Raw genomic sequence first — 17,094 nt, forward strand, 5'->3', positions numbered from 1 at the left:
CTCATCGTGAGGCAGGCTACCGCAGCATGGAATTTTTCGGGAATATGGGAAGCAAGCTACGCTCGCTCGAGCTTCTCCAGCATCTGTTCGATCGCGCCGTCTACATCCAGTGCCCCATCCTGTTCAATCACTGCCACGTCTGCGCGCGCGCGCAGATCAGTCAGTAGTTGATTCGCGGCGACCCAATTGGCGTGCGGATACTGTTGCGCCGCGAGCAGCCCGATCACACTGGCAACCGCGCTATAGCGCGCCTGGGCCATGAAAACCGTCGCGACCCCAATTAGTGCGCTGAATTTCGCGTCCGTGTCGCTCTTCGCCCGCGCGACTGTCAATGCCTCGCGCAGCAGCCCATCGATGGTCGCCTGTGGTTGCCCCAGCTTCTGCTTGACTTCAGCCAGGGTCACCAACGACCATGCGAGGTTGCGCTCGTCGATTGCCCGCAGCGCCGCAACGCCTTCCTCAATCTGGCGCTCTGCCTCTAGCAAATTTCCGATTCTGGAGTTCATGATGCCGTAATTCACGAGCGCCCGACCCAAGTCGTCCTGGTTGTTGATCTGTCTCAGGATCGTCAGCGCTTCTTCAAAATAGCCGCGCGCTTCGTCCCAGGCTTGCAGCTCACTCGTGATACTGCCGAGGTAGGCGAGCGCGAAACCGATGTTCCCCACCTGATTAATCTGCCGGGCGAGTTCCAGTGACTCCAGTCCATAGCGCCGCGCCTCTTGGTCGTTTCCGCGCAGATGTGCCAGTTCGGCCAGATTGACCAGCGTGGTTGCCGCGCCCCACCGATCATTGATTGTCCGCTGCATTTGCACAGCTTCGTCCCAGAGACGCTGCGCGTCGTCGTGCTGGCGACGGTAAGCGTAAATCGACGCCAGCATGCCGAGCGAGTTCGCGACGCCCCGTGGATTATTGAGCGCGCGCCGCTCGCTCAGGCTGGTCTGCGCGAAGGCTTCCGCCGCGTCGAGGTTGCCAACCTCGCTCTCCAGAATGGCGAGGTTGCCCAGAACCGTTGCGGCCCCGATGCGATCTCCGATCTCGCGCCGCGCGCTGAGGCTGCGCTCGTAATAACCCCGTGCCGCCGCATAGTCTCCTTTCAGCAGCGCGTTGTTCCCCAGTGTATTCAGCGATGCGGCGATGCGACGGCGCGAGCCGAGCGCCTCCGCGTAGCTTAAGCCTTCTTCCAGGTAGCGCTGTCCCGCCGCGCGGTCGCCGCGATCAATCGCGATCTCACCAAGCTTCGTCACCGCGTCGATCACGCCGTTCAGGTGGTTCAGTGCGCGATAGAGGCGTAAACTCTCCTCCGTCGCGGGCACAGCCGTTTGCTGGTCCGACTGTCGATGTGCGATCAGGCCGAGCGTGCGCAGCGAGTCGGCGATCCCAAGCTGATTTTGTTGGGACTGCGCGAGGTTCAACGCCTGCTGCGCGTGTTCCTGCGCGACAGGGTAGTTGGACTGCAGCTGTGCCATCCGGCTAAGCCCAAGGAGCGCCTGAATGTGCTGCGCCGCGTCCGGGTTGGCGTTCAGGCAGGCTGTATAGTGGGTGGTCGCGGCGGCATAATCTCCGGCGTCGGTTGCCACATCGCCGCGCAGACGCAGCAGCGCCGGGGTCTGTTCGAACGCCAGCGCCTGATCCAGCAGGCGCTCGGCGCGGGCATTTTCCGCTGTCACGTCGAGGATGCGCTGGCAGACCAAAACCGTGTAGGCGATGATCTTCTCCGCCGCGCCCACGCTGCGCCAATGCTCGAGCAGCGCATCCTGATAGGCCGGATCATCGGGATACAGCGCTTCAATGGCTTCGGCCGCCAACCTGTGCAATCCCTGCAAGCGTTCCTGTACCTGCATCTGGTACGCGGCATCACGCAGCAGCGCATGCCGAAACAGGTAGCGTAGGGCATCGAGCGCCGTCCAGATCGACTCGCCTTCCGCCGCCTGAATATAGGTTTGCGCACTTTCGCGCAGCATCAACGATAAGATCTGCACATCGAACTCACGCCCCAGCACGGCGGCGGTTTGCACTGCCGCTTTCACCTGTGTCGCCAGGCGATCCAGCCGCGCGATCAAGACGGAGTTCACCCCGGACGGCACTTCTACATGTGTATCGAGCTGGATATCCCACAGCGCGTTCGTCTGGGTCAGCACTCCACGCTCTTTCAGGTCGAGCGTGAGCTGCTCGGTGAAAAAGGGATTGCCCTCAGCCCGCTCGTGCAAGAAACGCGCCAAAGCCTCACTGACTGGGCTGCTGAGGACCGCTTCGGCGACCGCTCGCCCTCCCTCAGCGTTCAGACGGCCTAAGTCTACGGTGTGAACGGGTACAGAGTAGATGCCAGAAATGGTATACGGGCTGCCATCATCCTGATAACGACAGGTCAGCAGCAGCGCGACAGGAACGTTTGCCATGTTGTAAGTTAACTGCTGGACAGCGCTGAGCGAAATCGGATCGAACCATTGGGCATCTTCCAGATGCAGAACCAGCGGCTGGCGTTGGCTCTCTGCACGCGCCCAGGCCTTGATCGCGGCGAGACTGTTGTCAATGCGCAGTCGTTCATCCGCCGCTGCATAGGGGGAGTCGGGAATGACCAACCCGACGACCCCCGCCAGATACGAACGATATAACAGGAGGTCGGCGCGGTTGGGGTCGTCTGAGAGCGCCATCAGCCCGGCGAAAGCGGTCTCGAAGGCAGCCAAGTTACGAGCAGTATCCACCTCACGGTGCTGGCCGAAATAGGGACGCAGAAAGTAGCGAAAGGCGCTGAGTGGGGCACGGTTAAGCTGATCCGCTTGTCCAGTCAGCCAGGTGACCGGCGCTTCAGATTGTAAACGCCGCTGCGTCTCAAACGCCAGACGGCTTTTACCCATCCCCGGCTCACCGTTCACGTAGATGATTCCCGCGTGCCGTCCCGCAAACAGCGGCTGGAAAGCCGCTTGAACTACTGCCAATTCGTCCTCACGACCGACCAGCGCGGTGGTATAGAAGCGCGCCTCAAACGACCCCTCGCGCCGCCCGAGCAGCCGGAACAGTCCAATCGGACGTGCCTTGCCCTTGACCTGCACTGCGGCGAGAGCTTCCAGCGCGAAACCAGCCAGCCGTGCCCCGGCGACGGTTTCACTCAGCAGAATTTCCCCCGGCGCGGCCTGCGCCATCAGCCGAGCCGCCAGGTTGACCTCGTCGCCTAACACACCATAGGTGCGGCGTGTCTCGCCCCCATAGGCGCCCGTGCGCATCGTCCCCTGGCTGATGCCGATTTGCAGTGGGTCGAGATACCCAAGCTGCGCCGCCTCAGCGCGGATTTCGAGGGCTGCGTCGAGCGCCCGGATGATGTCGTCCTCGTGGGCAAACGGCGCGCCGAACGCTGCATACAGATAGCTCCCCTTATCGCCAATGGTGAGCTGCAGCACGCTGCCTTCGGAACGAACCACGACGCGCTGCACCAGCCGCACGAAGCGATCAAGATTGGCTTCGGCGTCGGGATCGTGGTCATAGTCAATGCCGGTGAAGCGCACGAACAAGGCCACCGCCGGGCGCAATTCGGTCAGGTATTCGCCCAGGCCTGCCTCAAAGTGCGCGGCGACCGCCGGCAGCAGCCAGGAACGAGCCAACGCATCGTCTAGCGACGAAGTCGGGAACGGCATCGCGGGCAGCACCGCGGCGAATGCCTCACTGTGTTCGAGCACGGCGAAGCGCTCGCCGCCCGCCTCACGCCATATTCGCACGCGGGCGGCCGTGCTCAGCGCCTCGACGGTCGCCACATCGGCGACCACCTCGCCGCGTTCGGCTTCGCCCTCGCCGGAGGCCATCCGCGCGATGGTCGCGCCTGCTAACGCGTCAAGCTGCTGAATGTGGGGGTTGCCAACGACAAAGCGCCGTGTGGTCCCGGTCGCCAGTGAGACTTTCAGCCCAAGCAACGCCGTTTCGCCATTGGGCAGCGGGATCTCCGCTGCGGTCTGCATTGCCTCCAGCAGCGCGAAGGCGCAGGCGGCAGCGTGCAGGGCAGCGTCATCGCCTGCAAACCAGCAGGTGATCGCATCGCCTGCGAAGGAGATGATCGACCCGCCAAAGCGGTCAACCTCGGCGATGAGCGCGTCGTAGACTCGATTAAGGTGCGACGCCAGCGTCTCGGCGCCGCGCCGTGCGCCCAACGCCTGCCTGAGTTTCTCCGTGATCGGGGTAAAGCCGGAAATATCCGCGAACAAAGCCGAGCCCGTCGCGGTAGTTTCCAGCGGGGTGCCTGCGGCCAGAGCGTGCACACGGTCTGCCGGCAGGTAGCGTGTTACAAGCGTTGCCATCGGGATGCCTCGCACTATTGGGTGCATTCAAGTATAGGCAAACCAGGTTCTGCACGCTATCAGAACAGCAAAAATGTGAGCTATTGCTGATGATTGGTAAGCGTTCGCGCGCCAGACGTGCACTAAAACGACTGGCATCAGCCCTGAACGCGGGTTGAAAGAGTCAGAGTTTTGACGCAGTATCCCGTTCTCAGTGGAACATTTCTGTGCTTTCAGAACGTGAACCGACCAACCATGGTCGGTGCGATTGAGCACCGTCACCGGAGACGGCGGACAACGACTCCCCAGTGATTGCGGCAATGGTGCAGAGGTATGGTTTGAAAAAGTCCGATGACCAGCAGGTTGAGAACTAACCGTTAGCACTGGCTCACTTGAAACGCTCAAGTACTCTGGTCTGAACAGCGCGTAGATGTCCCAGCATCGCGATCTGCGCGGTTCCGGCATCGCCAACCCGGAGCGCGTCAATGATTTTCTGGTGCTCGTCTGAGTTGGGCGGATGACTGATGAATGGATCGTAGATGATGATGCGTTCCATCTCATCCAGAAGTTGGCTGAGCAGGCGCGCCAGACGGCGGCTGCCGGAGGCCTGCGCGATGACCAGATGAAATTGGCGGTTGTAGGGCGGATTCAGTTCGGGCGGTATGCCGATTTTGTTCTTTTCGAGGATTTCGAGATCTTTTTCCGTGATATGGGCGGCGGCCAACCGTACCGCCTCCAATTCCAGTATCTCGCGCAGGTGAAAGGCTTCCTGCACATCCTGAATTGTCAGGGGCGTCACCATGTAGCCAGCGCGCGGCAGAGCCGTGAGCAGACCGTCTGCAACCAGATGGAGCAGCGCTTCGCGCACCGGAGTCCGGCTCACGCCGAAGCGCTGAGCGATTTCGCCTTCGTTAATGATCTCGGCGGGCTTGATCTCCCCGCTGATGATACTTCTGTGCAACCCAACATAGACTTCGTTTTTTTTCGAACTCATTATTGCTTCATTCGGGGGTCAAGCGCGTCGCGCAGCCCATCCCCAACCAGATTGAAAGAGATCGTACACAGGAACAGGAAAGCGCCGGGAAAGACGCTCACCCACCACGCTCGCCGGAGCAGCGTCCCGCCTTCGGCGACCATGCTGCCCCAACTGGGCGTCGGCGGCTGAACACCAACGCCTAAAAAACTCAATCCCCCCTCGATTAGGATCACCAGCGCGATCCGCAGCGTGGCGTCGACGATGATCAACGGCACGATATTCGGGAAGATATGCCTCCAAATAATACCATAATTGCCCGCGCCGAGTGAGCGGGCAGCCTCAACGAATTCTTTCTCGCGCAGCGCCAGCACCTGACCACGGACAATGCGCGCGTTGACGCCCCATGAGGTGAGTCCCAGCACCAGAATCAACACGGGAATGGTGCGACCGAACAAGGTGGTGACGGTGAGCAGGAGGAAGAAGACCGGAAACGCGAGCAGCATATCGGTGAGCCGCATGAGGAGCACATCAACCCAACCGCCGAGATAGCCCGCGAGCAGCCCAATCGTCACGCCGACGAGGATTGAAACCAGCATGGCGAAAATACCAATGGGAATGGAAATCTGCGCAGAATACAACGCGCGGCTGAAGACATCCCGCCCGAGCCCGTCCACACCCATCACATAGGTGGAATTGGGCGGGAGCAAGCGGTCGTTGACGAACTGCTCATCAGGTTCGAAGGGCGGAATGACCGGTGCGAACACGGCGATCAGCACGAAGCCGACCAGTAGAATCAAGCCAAAGACCGCCCGAGGGTTGCGTAGAAAGCGGCGCAGCGGCGTGTTGCGCTGCGGTGTGCCCTTGATGATCGGCGATGGTAACGCTTTCCCGTAGGGGTGGATAGAAGTTGGGCTAGAGTTCTCAGTCATGGCCTAATTCAGTCGGATGCGTGGGTCAAGAACCTGATAGATGAGATCGGTCACCGTATTGGAGAGCAGCACCATCACGGCTGAGAACATGTTGAGCGTGAGAATCATCGGATAGTCACGGGTTTGCGCGGCGCGTACCGCGAGCCGACCTAAGCCCGGCAGCGCAAAGATCGATTCGACCAGCACCATCCCCCCGAGCAGTACGGGGAAGATAGCACCGATCAATGAGACGACCGGGAGCAGCGCATTGCGCAGCCCATGCCGGATCACAACCACCTGTTCCGCTAACCCCTTGCTGCGGGCGGTGCGCACATAATCCTGCGTCATGACTTCCAGCATCGACGAGCGGGTGTAGCGCACAATCGACGGAATCAGGCTGAGCGAGAGCACTATCGACGGCATGATCATGTAGGGCAGCATCTCGACCAGATTGTAACCCGTCGCCGTGATCGGGCGGATACCACTGGCGGGCAGCCAGCGCAGCTGCTCGGTGAAGATGAGGATGAACACCAGGGCGATCCAGAATGATGGTATCGAGATCCCGGCGAGCGCCGCCGTGGTGAACACGTTATCCAGCCACGAATTGGGACGCAGCGCGCTGATCACCGCGACGGGCAAGCCAATGAGCAGTGCCAGCAGGACGGCGGTAGTCGCAAACAACAGCGTAATCGGCAGGCGTTCGAATAGAATGTCCGAGGTGGGACGCCGTTCCTGAAACGAGTTCAAGCTGCCGTTGAAGAAGCTCACCATCATCTTGACGTACTGCACCGGGAGCGGATCATTCAAGCCTAGCTGTTCGCGCAGCAGTTCCTGATCGATGCGCCCTAACACTTCGGGCGGAAAAAGTGTCGCGACCGGGTCGCCGGGCGAGAGCCGCACGATGGCAAACGAAATAAAGGTGATCCCAATGAAGACCGGGATCATTTGCAGGAGACGACGCACGAGGTAGTTCTGCATTCGGAGCGCTTTCCCTAACGAGCAATCCGCCTAGATGCGGCTGACAACGGCTTGACCATCCTTGAAGACGAGCTTAATGCGGTCGAGGTTTTGCAGTAGGCGGATATCCGCCAGCGGATCACCGTCCACGACCACCAGATCCGCGATTTTGCCCGCTTCAATCGTGCCGAGTTGATCGTCGAGGTGCAAATTCTGGGCGGCATTGCGCGTGGCAGTGAGCAGCGCTTCCATTGGCGTCAACCCGTAGTCGACCAGTAGTTCAAACTCACGGGCGTTGCCCCCATGCATGACCAGCGGCATCGCGGCATCCGTGCCGAACGCGATCTGCACGCCGAGGCGGTGCGCCAGTTCAATCGTCTTCGGCGCCATATCCGCCATACGCTGCACCTGTGCTTCCGACCCCTTATACGTCCAGATGCCGCGCGCGATTGCTTCGAGCGCCGCCGGGTTGACCGACAGTGTGGGCACAAGGAACGTGCCCCGTTCGATCATCCAGGTTGCGCCCTCTTCGTCGAGCGGGAAACCGTGTTCGACGGGATCGACGCCCGCCTGAATACAGTTCTTGATCCCCTGCGTATCCGAGTGCGCATGCGCCGCGACACGTACCCCGGCGCGATGTGCTTCCTCAATGGCGGGCTGCATTTCTTCGACCGTGTAACCGGGGCGTCCGCGGTAGGGTGCGGAGAGCGCGGGGCGCGTGCCGCCCATGATCTTGATCAGATCGGCCCCGGCGTTGAGCTGTTGACGCACTGCCTTAAAGACCTCGTCGGGGCCATCGGCGATATAGGCGACATCCTGCCCGTTCAGCATTTCCGTGCCGTGACCGCCCGTATGCGTGATGCACATGCCGGAGGCGAGCAGGCGCGGACCGCTGAACTCCCCAGCCGCCAACGCATCGCGCAGCGCAAAAATCTGATCATTCGGCGCCATCATGTCCTGAATGGTCGTGAAACCGGCCTCCAGGGTCAGGCGGCACGCCGTGAGCGCGTACAGCAGGCCGCGGCTATTCCAGTAGCCCAACCCGCGTACCGGAACGCTTGACATCCGCTGCGGCGGGGCGGTGGGATCGGGATTCCACATGATATGCACATGACAGTCGATGAAACCGGGCAGCAGCGTTTTTCCGGCGAGGTCGATGACGGGCGTCTCCGGTGGTAAATCGCGCCGGACAGCGGCTTCCGCGCCGACCGCCGCGATTCTTTTCCCCCGGAGCAGCACGGCTTGACCGGAACGGGGTGGCGCGCCTGTGCAGTCGATCACGCGGGCATTGGTCAGAAGCACTTGCGTCTCGTTCATGCCGATTCCTCCAGCCGAAAGCGTCCGTTCAGAGCCAGATGAAGATTTAAGTCACCGCGCAGAGCGCGCCGGGTGGTCGTCAATTCAGCCGAATAAATGCCGGAGCCACGCTGGCGCACCCAGTCGGCGATAGCCCCCGCTGCGGGGGGTAGCAGAAAGTTGAACGTGTGCGCGCCGCTCGTGGCCTGATACCCGGAGGTGTTGAGTTCGGGACTAACGAAGGTCACAACCGACTCAAACAGCTTAGTCAGCGGTTGAAAGAGCGCATCCGGGCCGATCACGGTGACGGATTGAATACCCGTGACGCCGTTAGCATGCTCAGTTTGTTTAGGGACACGTTCGCCGCGCGGCGTCAGATCTTCAATCAGAAAGGGTAGGATGCCCTGCTGATCTTCCTGTTCGCTGAAGCCCATCACCCAGTCGAGCTTGTAGCCATCCGGACGCGTCCGGCTCAACGGAGCAGGATCGGCGAGGGGCAGGCCGTGCGCCCGAAACGCGGCGATATCGGCGGCAAGGTTGTCAGTGACCATGCAGTAATCAACCAGCCCGCCGCCCTGCTGCAGCACCTGATACCAGCGGTGACCGGGATTCGGTTCGAAAAACGCCAGCAATTCGATATACGAACCGTCTTCGAAGGCGATCAGCGCATTGTGTGAGCCAATGGGGTGCCGTCCGCCCGGCACGACCGTGAACCCGAGCGTCGTGTAATTGGCGATTGCCGTGTTCAGGTCCGGCACGACCACCGCGATATGATCAATTCCATGCAGCATACGTTCCCTCTCTGCGAACAGCCTAACCGCCCAAACCTTCGGGAATGCGCCGCGCGGCTTCTTCGGTCAGCCACTTGCGGTCAATCTTGTTCGTGCCGCCCACGGGCAGCACGTCGATGAAGAAGACGCGGCGCGGATGCGCATAGGCCGGGCCGTGCGCCAGCGTGAACTGGCGCAGTTCGTCTTCGGTGGCGCTCGTGCCCTGATGCAGTACAACCCACGCCACGGGCGCCTGGCCTTTCACGGCGTGTTTCGCGGCGACCACGGCGACATCGGCGACGGCCGGGTGGGTGAGCAGAATGGTTTCGACCTCTTTCGGGTAGACGTTTTCGCCGCCGATGTTGATCATGTCATCGCGCCGCCCCCGGAAGTAAATGTAACCCTGTTCGTCGCGCATCATCAGGTCGCCGGTGCGCAGCCACCCGTCCGGGGTGATGCGTTCGGCGGTCACATCGGGCTGCTTGTAGTAGCCGATAGTGTTGCAGGGGCTGCGGCTCCACAACTCGCCCACTTCGAGCGGGTCACATTCCTGCGTCTCGTCGTCCAGCTTGACGATGCGAATTTCAAAGCCCGGCGCGGGCAGCCCAGTACTGCCAAATTTCTTGATCCCCCAGCGCGGCGTGAGCACGTTCGCCCCCGCTTCCGTTAGCCCGTAGGTTTCGCAGACTTCACAGTTGAACTGGCGTTTGAGCGCGTTCATCAGTTCTTCGGGGACAGGCGCCGAACCGCACATCAGCAGGTTGATCGAGGAGACATCCGCGCGGGCGAGCGCCTCGCGCTGCGCCAGCATCAGCGTGAACATGGACGGCGTGCCCGACATGAATGTGGCTTTATAGCGGTCAATGGCTTCAATCACCGCGACAGCGTCAAAGCCGGGGAGAATCGTCATCGCACCCCCTGTGTAGAGCATGGGCAGCATGCTGCCCCACAGCGCATTCGCATGATAGAGCGGGCCGGTGATGAGCGCCTTTTCGGTTTCGTCGTGCTGGTAGGCTTTGGAATTAGAGCGCACGTTGAACCATTTGCTCTCGTGGGTGAGCAGGCAGCCCTTGGGGCGTCCGGTTGAGCCAGAGGTGTACATGATCAGCGCGAGGTCGCTCAGTTCGACGGGTACAGTCGCAAAACCGGGCGCGGCATTGGCCAGCTCGATATCGTAATCGAGCGTGCCGGGCAGAGCTGCATCGAGCAGGATGGTGTGCTGGATGGCGGGGACGCGCTCCCGGATACCGGCGACTTTGTCGAGCAGATCGGCGTGCCCGATCAAGACCGTGGACTCGCTGTGGTCGGCAATGTAACTCAGCGCGTCGAGCCCCAATTTGATGTTCGCTGGAACGGCGACTGCCCCCGTCCGCAGCGTCCCGAACAGGATTTCCGCGAAGCGGTAGTCGTTGGGCAGCAGCAGCAGCACTTTATCGCCTTTGCGCACGCCGAGGTTTGCCAGTACGCGGGCGAAGCGCTGCGTGCGGTCTTCCAGTTGGGCATAGGTTAAGCTGAGATCACCTTGCTCGATGGCGACTTTATCCGGGTAGAGGCAGACAGACCGCCAGAAGATCTCTCCAAAATTACTGCGCATAGTTCCTCTCAGGGGACGATGATGACTTTGCCAAAGACTTCCCGATCTTCGAGGAGGCGATGCCCCTCGGCTGTTTCTTCGAGGGGCAGCACGCGGTCGATGACGGGATTGATCTGGCCGCTGCGTACGGCCTCCAGCAGGTCGATCAAATCCTGACGCTGCCAGCCATCCGAGCCGCGAATATCCATCTCTTTGCGCCAGATGTAGCGAATATCGGTTTGGGGGTCGTAGCCCGCGGTCGCACCACAGGTGAGCAGGCGTCCGCCCAATTTGACGCATTTGAGACTCTTCACCCATGTGTCGCCGCCCGTGTAGTTCACGACGACATCCACGCCGGCGCCGTGCGTGTGTCCCTTGATAAAGCGGTGGAATTCTGGCTGTTCGGCGTAATTGACGAGCACGTCCGCGCCGAGCCCTTTGAGGCGTTCGAGCTTGTCGGCGCTGCTGGCGGCCACGTAGACGATGCAGCCGCGCATCTTGGCGATCTGCACCGCGCCCGTGCCCACGCCGCCGCTCGCGCCGAGGATGAAGACGCTTTCGCCGGGCTGCACCTGACCGCGTGTGATGAGCATGCGCCACGCCGTCCCATAGGCGATCGGCAGGGCCGCGGACTGCTCAAAGGTGACATCATCGGGGAGGGGAATCGCGTTTTCCGCGGGAACGACGATGTATTCGGCGAGGCCGCCCGTCGTGTTTTCGCCCAGCGCGCCGATTTCGCCATCTGGCAGTACGACCGCCGGGTCGAGCAGCACGCGCTGACCGACGGATACGCTCGTCACGCCCGCGCCGACCGCTTCAATCACGCCCGCAATGTCACCGCCCGTGATGCGCGGCAGTTCAATCGGGAGGCCCGGCATGCCGCGCCGGACGAAGATGTCAAGGTAATTCAGTCCGCACGCTTTCACGCGGACGAGGATCTGGCCCGCGCCCGCCTCCGGCGTCGGCACCTGTTCGAGCAGTAGTTTGTCCCGTCCACCGTGCTCATGGATTACGACTGCGCGCATATTAGCTCCTCTCTGATTTCGTCAGGGTATCTCGTCCGGGCGTGGTCGTGGTGACTTTGGAGCGGGCAATCGCGACCAGCCGCCCCTCCGGCGTGCGGATTTCGACATCGGCGACGCCGATGGTGCGCCCGACTTTCGCGGCGCGCCCGACCGCGATCAGATCGCTCCGATCCGGCGCCATGCGCAGGTAATCGAGGTGGAGGTCAATGTTGGGGGCGTCGCTGCCCGTCTTATTGATGATCGCGAAGCAGGCCGTGATATCGGCCAACGTCGCAATGATGCCGCCATGAATATTGGTCGCCTCATCACTGCCGGAAAATTCCGGACGGTACGGGAGGCGAATTTCGATTTCGTCTGACTCCTGTCGGGTGAGTTCCACACCGAGCCACCGATGATACGGTGAGGCGTGCATCATCACACTTAGGTCCATCAAAAACCTCTCATTTGTGAAAAATAGTTTGAATTCTCGCCCACAATCTAATGCACTTTGGACTATTGCGATCCGTGTATGCTTTGAAATATACTACTTGTATACAGCAAATGTATCATAAAAATACGCCAGCGATTTTCCAAAGCTCTTTAGGCAGATTATCCAGTAGTTGCGGTAGTCACCCGGTTAAGGGGGCAGTGTGATCACCACACAGGATTGGTATCGTGAACTCGGTGAGCGTCGGCAGGCGATCTGGCAGGTGGCGCAAGGGGGCGGGTGTGATCTTGTGCTCATCTACGGCGGGTGGGGGCATGCCGAACCCTTCCGCTATGTGACGAATTTCGTCCCTGTGTTGGGTGATGCCTATGCCATTGCCGGAGGAGCCCAGCAGTGGGCGTGTGTCCTCAACTTTAGCTGGCAGGTGATCGAAGCGCGCGCAATTTCCGGCCTCGACGACTGGTATGGTCAGTTTAACCCCGTGCCCAAAGTGGTCGATCTGCTGCATGCCGCCGCCCCGCACGCCAAACGCATTGGCGTGGTGGGACTCCACCGCTTACCCTACCCGACCTATCAGTCCATCAAAGCCGCGTTTCCCACTGCTGAACTGCTCGATATCGGCACGGCGGTCGGCAAGCTGCGCTGGCGCAAGAGCGCCTTCGAGGTGCAACTGCTCGGCGAAGCGGCGCGCATCACCGACATGGCCTTTGAGGCCATCCGCGAGGAACTCAAGCCCGGCTTAACCGAGTTTGAAGTGGCCGCGCGCCTGAACTATCACATCCAGCGGCAGGGGGCTGACCTCTCGTTCGCCGGGACGGTGGTCGGCGGTAATGATCATCCCATCCCGATTCGCATGCCCACTGAGCGCCCGCTGCAGGTGGGCGATTCCGTCATGATCGACATTGGCGCGAGCTATCAGGGGTATCAAGCCGACGCGACGCGCACCTATGTGCTCGGCGAACCGAATGCCGATCAGCTCCGCGTGTGGGATGTGATCCTGCGCGCCTATGATGCCGCGTTTGAACGCATCCGACCCGGGGTGCCCTGCATCGACGTGCATCGGGCGGCGGTGGCGGTCATCGAAGCGGCAGGTTACACGCTGGCTCACCGCATCGGGCATGGCATCGGCCTGGCGACCTCGTTTGAGTATCCGAGTCTGGATACAGAGCCCGCGCCTCTGGAACCGGGGAATACCATCTGTATTGAGCCGGGGATTTATGTGGCCGGCGCGGGCAATATGAAGCTGGAAGATGATGTCGTCGTCACCGCCGATGGCTATCAACTGCTCACGCGGTGTCCACGCGAAATCGCCATACCCGTTTAAGCCCACAGCGAACACCTCTTCACATTGGGAGCAAGGGCAACCTTGACCCTACGAAAACCTGATAGTAGGGCCGAGGCTGTTCCTATTCGCTGGCGGAGGCTGCGGCGTGAGTCATAACCGGGAACCTCGGGCTAACCACCCGATTTCAGCAGGAACTGGGTAATTATCTTTAGAGAGGATAGCATGAAACGAATTGTCACTTTTGCCCTGTTACTCGTGCTGGTATTGCTCCCCTTGAGCGTATCGGCGCAATCGGACGCGGACACCGTGATTCTGGCGTTCTCGCGTCAGCCGGACTCGCTCATCGTCGACTATGCCATTACTTCGACCGCTGGCTTTGCCATGCAGGTGTTGTACAACAGTCTGGTCGCGCAGGCGGCTGACGGCAGTTACGTGGGTGAATTGGCCGACTCGTGGACGGTATCCGACGATCAACTAACATGGACATTCAATCTGCGGCAGGACGTGACCTGGCATGATGGCACGCCGTTCACCGCGCAGGATGTGGCGTTCACCTTCACCTTCCCCGCCTCCGCCGATTACGGTGGCGCGCTCGCGCCGACATCGCTGGCGCTGAAGGGCGCTCAGGCCTACCATGACGGCACTGCCGACAGCATCGAAGGCATTCAGGTCATCGACGAACATACGATTGCGCTGACGACCGAAGAACCGTCGGCTCTCTTCCTCGATATTCAGGGCGGGCGCTATATTCTGCCCGCGCACCTGCTCGAAGGCATCCCGGTGGCCGAACTGCCGAACGCCCCGCAGGCGCGCGCCCCGATTGGTACTGGTCCCTATCGCTTGGTGGAATGGCGTACCGACGAAGCGTTGATCTACCAGCGCTATGACGGCTATTTCGGCGAACCCGCCCAGATCACCAATTATATCTGGCGCATCATCCCGGATCAGTCCGTGCAAATCACTGAACTGCTGAGCGGTGGTGTGCAGATCGTGCCGGAAACCCTGCCCGATGATTTCGTCACGCTGGAAAATGAGTCGACGGTGACGCGCTTGCAGCTCCCCGGCGTCAACTTCACCATGCTGCAGTTCAACCTGAACTGGCCGTTCTTCCAGGATGTGCGCGTCCGTCAGGCGATCAACCATGCGATTGACCGCAGCTCGATCATCACCGCGGTTGGCGGCGGGTTCGGCATCCCCGTGACGCAGATCGTGCACCCCAGCCTACCCGAATACAACCCGAACCTGCAAGGCTTCGCGTTTGATCCCGATGGCGCGCGCGCGCTGCTCGCCGAAGCGGGTTGGACGGATGATGACGGCGACGGTATTGTCGAGTCGCATGGTGTCGCTGGGCTGGATGACGGCACGCCGTTCAGCGTTGAACTCGGCACGTTTGACCGCCCGCTCTACGCGAACACCGTGCAGATCGTCCAGCAGAATCTGCGCGATGTGGGCATTGAAACCAACATCGCCGTGAGCGATTTCAATACCTACTTCTCGGAATATCTGACTGGGACCAGTGACTTCCAAATCGCGATCAGCGGCTGGTTTGCGTTTGAGCAGATTCCACAGGGCGAACTTCAGACGAACTTTGGCCGCGGCGAAGCGCTCAATTTTGCGCACTGGGATAGCACAGACGAGTTCGAAGAGATTATCGCCAACGCCCCCACGGAATTTGATGCGGCGGCTCGTCAGCAGTTGTACTGGCGCGCGGCAGAAATCGTCGAAGAGAACGCGGTGTGGGCGCATCTTGCTCGCCTCGACAACCTGATCACCTACAGCGCGTCGCTGAATGTCCCCGAAGTCAGCTCGTTGACTCAGTTGTTCGCCAGCGTTCCGCAGTGGACGTGGGCTCAGTAACAGCGTTCGTGAGGGGTGTCTTCCGACACCCCTTCCCGCAGGTCTCTCAGCATCAGGTTTGCGCGTGGACTTCGGTCTCCGGCACGCTGACAGGACTTGAGCCAACCAAAGCGTACCGACCGAACAGGGCTTCGGCCGCCGCCCGCGCCGCGCACGGTCGAAAACTGAACGCGCACAAATAGTGGCGTACCGCTGCGAACCGTTCCAGCTCATAGGGATCCCGCAAACCCACCACAATCACACGATCCGCGCCCACTTGTGCGATCAAGCGCTCAATCACCTGTGGCTGAGTCGACTGATCGAAATCCATGCCCGGCAGTGGATAATTCTCCGTGACGACAACCACCTGACTGCCGTCCGGGATCGTCACCGTACCATTCAGAACTTGTTCGGCGGAGTACTCGGTCACCTGACGTGCCTGTTCTTTGAAGGCGGCGGCAAAGTACTCATACGCCGGGGTGCTCTGATTCGGCCCGATGCCACGCGTCTGGTCAAAGCCGACATAGGCGCGGGCGTGCGTCGCATTGACCAGCACTTGCGGCTGGTCGGCGTGGAGCGGCTGGAACTGAGCGCCACCGCGCAAGAACGCGACTGCGCGCCGGGCCGCCGCCAGCTCAACCTCGACATTTGCCGCTGATCCAACGAGTTCGGGGTGCAACACCTGCTGCGCTGCCTGCTGTGCGCTGACCAATTTGCGCTTGAGGCGCAAAATGCGTGCGACAGCGTCATCAACGCGGGCGATAGGCAAGCTTCCCTCGCGAACAGACGTGATCACCGCCTGAATCAGGTCGGTCTGCTGCCGCAGATAGTTCACCGCGTCATGTTCATAGTGTTCTTCGGCTAGCATGAGCATATCGACCCCGGCGTTGAAGGCACGGATCGCCGCATCGGCGGGGGTATAGTTGCGCTTCATCGAGCGCATATTCATGCTGTCGGACAAAATGACGCCGTCAAATCCGAGTTCAGCGCGTAGCAAATCTTGCAGAATACGCGCAGAGAGCGTGGCCGGACTATCCGGATCGAGCGCGGGGAAAATGATATGCGCGGTCATGACGATCTCCGCACCCGCGGCAATGCCTTCACGGAAGGGACGCAGATCGAGTTCGTGGAGTTCGACGAGCGATCGGTTCACGGTCGGAAGGCCGCGATGACTGTCCAGCCGCGTGTCGCCATGACCGGGGAAGTGCTTAACGGTCGCGATCACGCCGCCCGCTTGCGCACCGCGCACGGCGGCGGTCGTCATGCGGCCCACCAGCGACGGACGTTCGCCAAACGAGCGCATGCCGATGATCGAGTTGTGCGGGTTGCTGTTGCAATCCGCGGCGGGGGCGAATAACACGTTGAGCCCTACCGCTGCGAGTTCCTGCCCGAGCACGCGGTACATAGCGTAGGTTGTCTCCGCGTCATTGGCTGCCCCTAGCGCAAGGTTGCCCGGTCCGGTGCAGCTCCGGGACATCATTACGCCCCACACGCCTTCCTGGTCGACGCCGAGCAGCAGGGGCAGACCCAGACGGGTGCGCGCCGCGAACCCCTGTAACTGCTGCGTCATCGCGGCGGCCGCTTCCGGCGTCGGGATATTGTCATTGCTGATGTACGACCCGCCGACGCCATATTCTTCCATCAAAACACGCGCTTCGTCGAGGCGGTCGCCGGAGAACGCGAGCAGAAACATCTGCCCGATTTTCTCTTCCAGCGTCATACCGGCGATGAAGGCGGTAAGCGCTTCGGGGGTTTCCGGAATAAGTGTCATCGTAGACC

Annotated in this window: 12 protein-coding genes; 2 read left to right on the forward strand and 10 right to left on the reverse strand. The window is 61.0% G+C overall.

Annotation, left to right across the window (positions count from 1 at the left end; translation table 11 throughout):
- Positions 1 to 56: 56 nt before the first annotated feature.
- The 9 genes from IPK17_RS29695 to IPK17_RS29735 all read right to left on the reverse strand — a co-directional run bounded on the left by IPK17_RS29695 (position 57) and on the right by IPK17_RS29735 (position 12,197).
- Positions 57 to 4,283 (reverse strand): tetratricopeptide repeat protein, encoded by a 4,227-nt coding sequence (locus IPK17_RS29695; protein WP_343421319.1) that lies wholly within the window; start codon positions 4,281 to 4,283, stop codon positions 57 to 59.
- A gap of 367 nt (positions 4,284 to 4,650) precedes the next feature.
- The gene (locus IPK17_RS29700; protein ID WP_343421320.1) at positions 4,651 to 5,256 is read right to left on the reverse strand and encodes a GntR family transcriptional regulator; all 606 of its coding nucleotides are present in this window, start codon (positions 5,254 to 5,256) and stop codon (positions 4,651 to 4,653) included.
- Positions 5,256 to 6,167 carry an ABC transporter permease gene (locus IPK17_RS29705; protein WP_343421321.1) on the reverse strand — a complete coding sequence of 304 codons (912 nt, stop codon included), beginning with the start codon at positions 6,165 to 6,167 and terminating at the stop codon, positions 5,256 to 5,258. The genes IPK17_RS29700 and IPK17_RS29705 overlap by 1 nt, the downstream gene beginning before the upstream one ends.
- A 3-nt stretch (positions 6,168 to 6,170) precedes the next feature.
- Entirely contained in the window at positions 6,171 to 7,124 is a 954-nt protein-coding gene (locus IPK17_RS29710; protein ID WP_343421322.1) for an ABC transporter permease, read from the reverse strand.
- 30 nt (positions 7,125 to 7,154) lie between these two features.
- Entirely contained in the window at positions 7,155 to 8,420 is a 1,266-nt protein-coding gene (locus IPK17_RS29715; protein ID WP_343421323.1) for an amidohydrolase family protein, read from the reverse strand.
- Positions 8,417 to 9,190 (reverse strand): VOC family protein, encoded by a 774-nt coding sequence (locus tag IPK17_RS29720; protein WP_343421324.1) that lies wholly within the window; start codon positions 9,188 to 9,190, stop codon positions 8,417 to 8,419. The genes IPK17_RS29715 and IPK17_RS29720 overlap by 4 nt, the downstream gene beginning before the upstream one ends.
- A 22-nt stretch (positions 9,191 to 9,212) precedes the next feature.
- Positions 9,213 to 10,763 (reverse strand): class I adenylate-forming enzyme family protein, encoded by a 1,551-nt coding sequence (locus IPK17_RS29725; RefSeq protein ID WP_343421325.1) that lies wholly within the window; start codon positions 10,761 to 10,763, stop codon positions 9,213 to 9,215.
- Positions 10,764 to 10,771: 8 nt separating this feature from the next.
- Positions 10,772 to 11,767 carry a zinc-binding dehydrogenase gene (locus tag IPK17_RS29730; protein WP_343421326.1) on the reverse strand — a complete coding sequence of 332 codons (996 nt, stop codon included), beginning with the start codon at positions 11,765 to 11,767 and terminating at the stop codon, positions 10,772 to 10,774.
- A gap of 1 nt (position 11,768) precedes the next feature.
- On the reverse strand, positions 11,769 to 12,197 hold the full coding sequence (locus tag IPK17_RS29735) for a PaaI family thioesterase (protein ID WP_343421526.1): 429 nt from the start codon (positions 12,195 to 12,197) through the stop codon (positions 11,769 to 11,771).
- A gap of 199 nt (positions 12,198 to 12,396) precedes the next feature.
- On the opposite strand from IPK17_RS29735, the gene IPK17_RS29740 reads away from it, so the two are divergent.
- Positions 12,397 to 13,518, forward strand: coding sequence for a M24 family metallopeptidase (locus IPK17_RS29740; protein ID WP_343421327.1), 1,122 nt, complete (start codon positions 12,397 to 12,399; stop codon positions 13,516 to 13,518).
- Between the two features lie 183 nt (positions 13,519 to 13,701).
- Positions 13,702 to 15,336: an ABC transporter substrate-binding protein gene (locus IPK17_RS29745; RefSeq protein ID WP_343421328.1), complete on the forward strand. Its 1,635-nt coding sequence runs from the start codon at positions 13,702 to 13,704 to the stop codon at positions 15,334 to 15,336.
- A gap of 52 nt (positions 15,337 to 15,388) precedes the next feature.
- On the opposite strand, the gene IPK17_RS29750 is transcribed toward IPK17_RS29745, so the two are convergent.
- On the reverse strand, positions 15,389 to 17,086 hold the full coding sequence (locus IPK17_RS29750) for a glycoside hydrolase family 3 protein (RefSeq protein WP_343421329.1): 1,698 nt from the start codon (positions 17,084 to 17,086) through the stop codon (positions 15,389 to 15,391).
- Positions 17,087 to 17,094: the final 8 nt, after the last annotated feature.

It is taken from the genome of Candidatus Flexifilum breve (genome assembly GCF_016713355.1).

Excerpts from the sequence above, each read along its gene's own strand:
- IPK17_RS29745 (WP_343421328.1), top strand. The coding sequence starts at position 13,702 with ATGAAACGAATTGTCACTTTTGCCCTGTTACTCGTGCTGGTATTGCTC.
- IPK17_RS29710 (WP_343421322.1), bottom strand. The coding sequence starts at position 7,124 with ATGCAGAACTACCTCGTGCGTCGTCTCCTGCAAATGATCCCGGTCTTC.
- IPK17_RS29725 (WP_343421325.1), bottom strand. The coding sequence starts at position 10,763 with ATGCGCAGTAATTTTGGAGAGATCTTCTGGCGGTCTGTCTGCCTCTAC.
- IPK17_RS29735 (WP_343421526.1), bottom strand. The coding sequence starts at position 12,197 with ATGGACCTAAGTGTGATGATGCACGCCTCACCGTATCATCGGTGGCTC.
- IPK17_RS29705 (WP_343421321.1), bottom strand. The coding sequence starts at position 6,167 with ATGACTGAGAACTCTAGCCCAACTTCTATCCACCCCTACGGGAAAGCG.
- IPK17_RS29695 (WP_343421319.1), bottom strand. The coding sequence starts at position 4,283 with ATGGCAACGCTTGTAACACGCTACCTGCCGGCAGACCGTGTGCACGCT.
- IPK17_RS29720 (WP_343421324.1), bottom strand. The coding sequence starts at position 9,190 with ATGCTGCATGGAATTGATCATATCGCGGTGGTCGTGCCGGACCTGAAC.
- IPK17_RS29730 (WP_343421326.1), bottom strand. The coding sequence starts at position 11,767 with ATGCGCGCAGTCGTAATCCATGAGCACGGTGGACGGGACAAACTACTG.
- IPK17_RS29700 (WP_343421320.1), bottom strand. The coding sequence starts at position 5,256 with ATGAGTTCGAAAAAAAACGAAGTCTATGTTGGGTTGCACAGAAGTATC.
- IPK17_RS29715 (WP_343421323.1), bottom strand. The coding sequence starts at position 8,420 with ATGAACGAGACGCAAGTGCTTCTGACCAATGCCCGCGTGATCGACTGC.
- IPK17_RS29750 (WP_343421329.1), bottom strand. The coding sequence starts at position 17,086 with ATGACACTTATTCCGGAAACCCCCGAAGCGCTTACCGCCTTCATCGCC.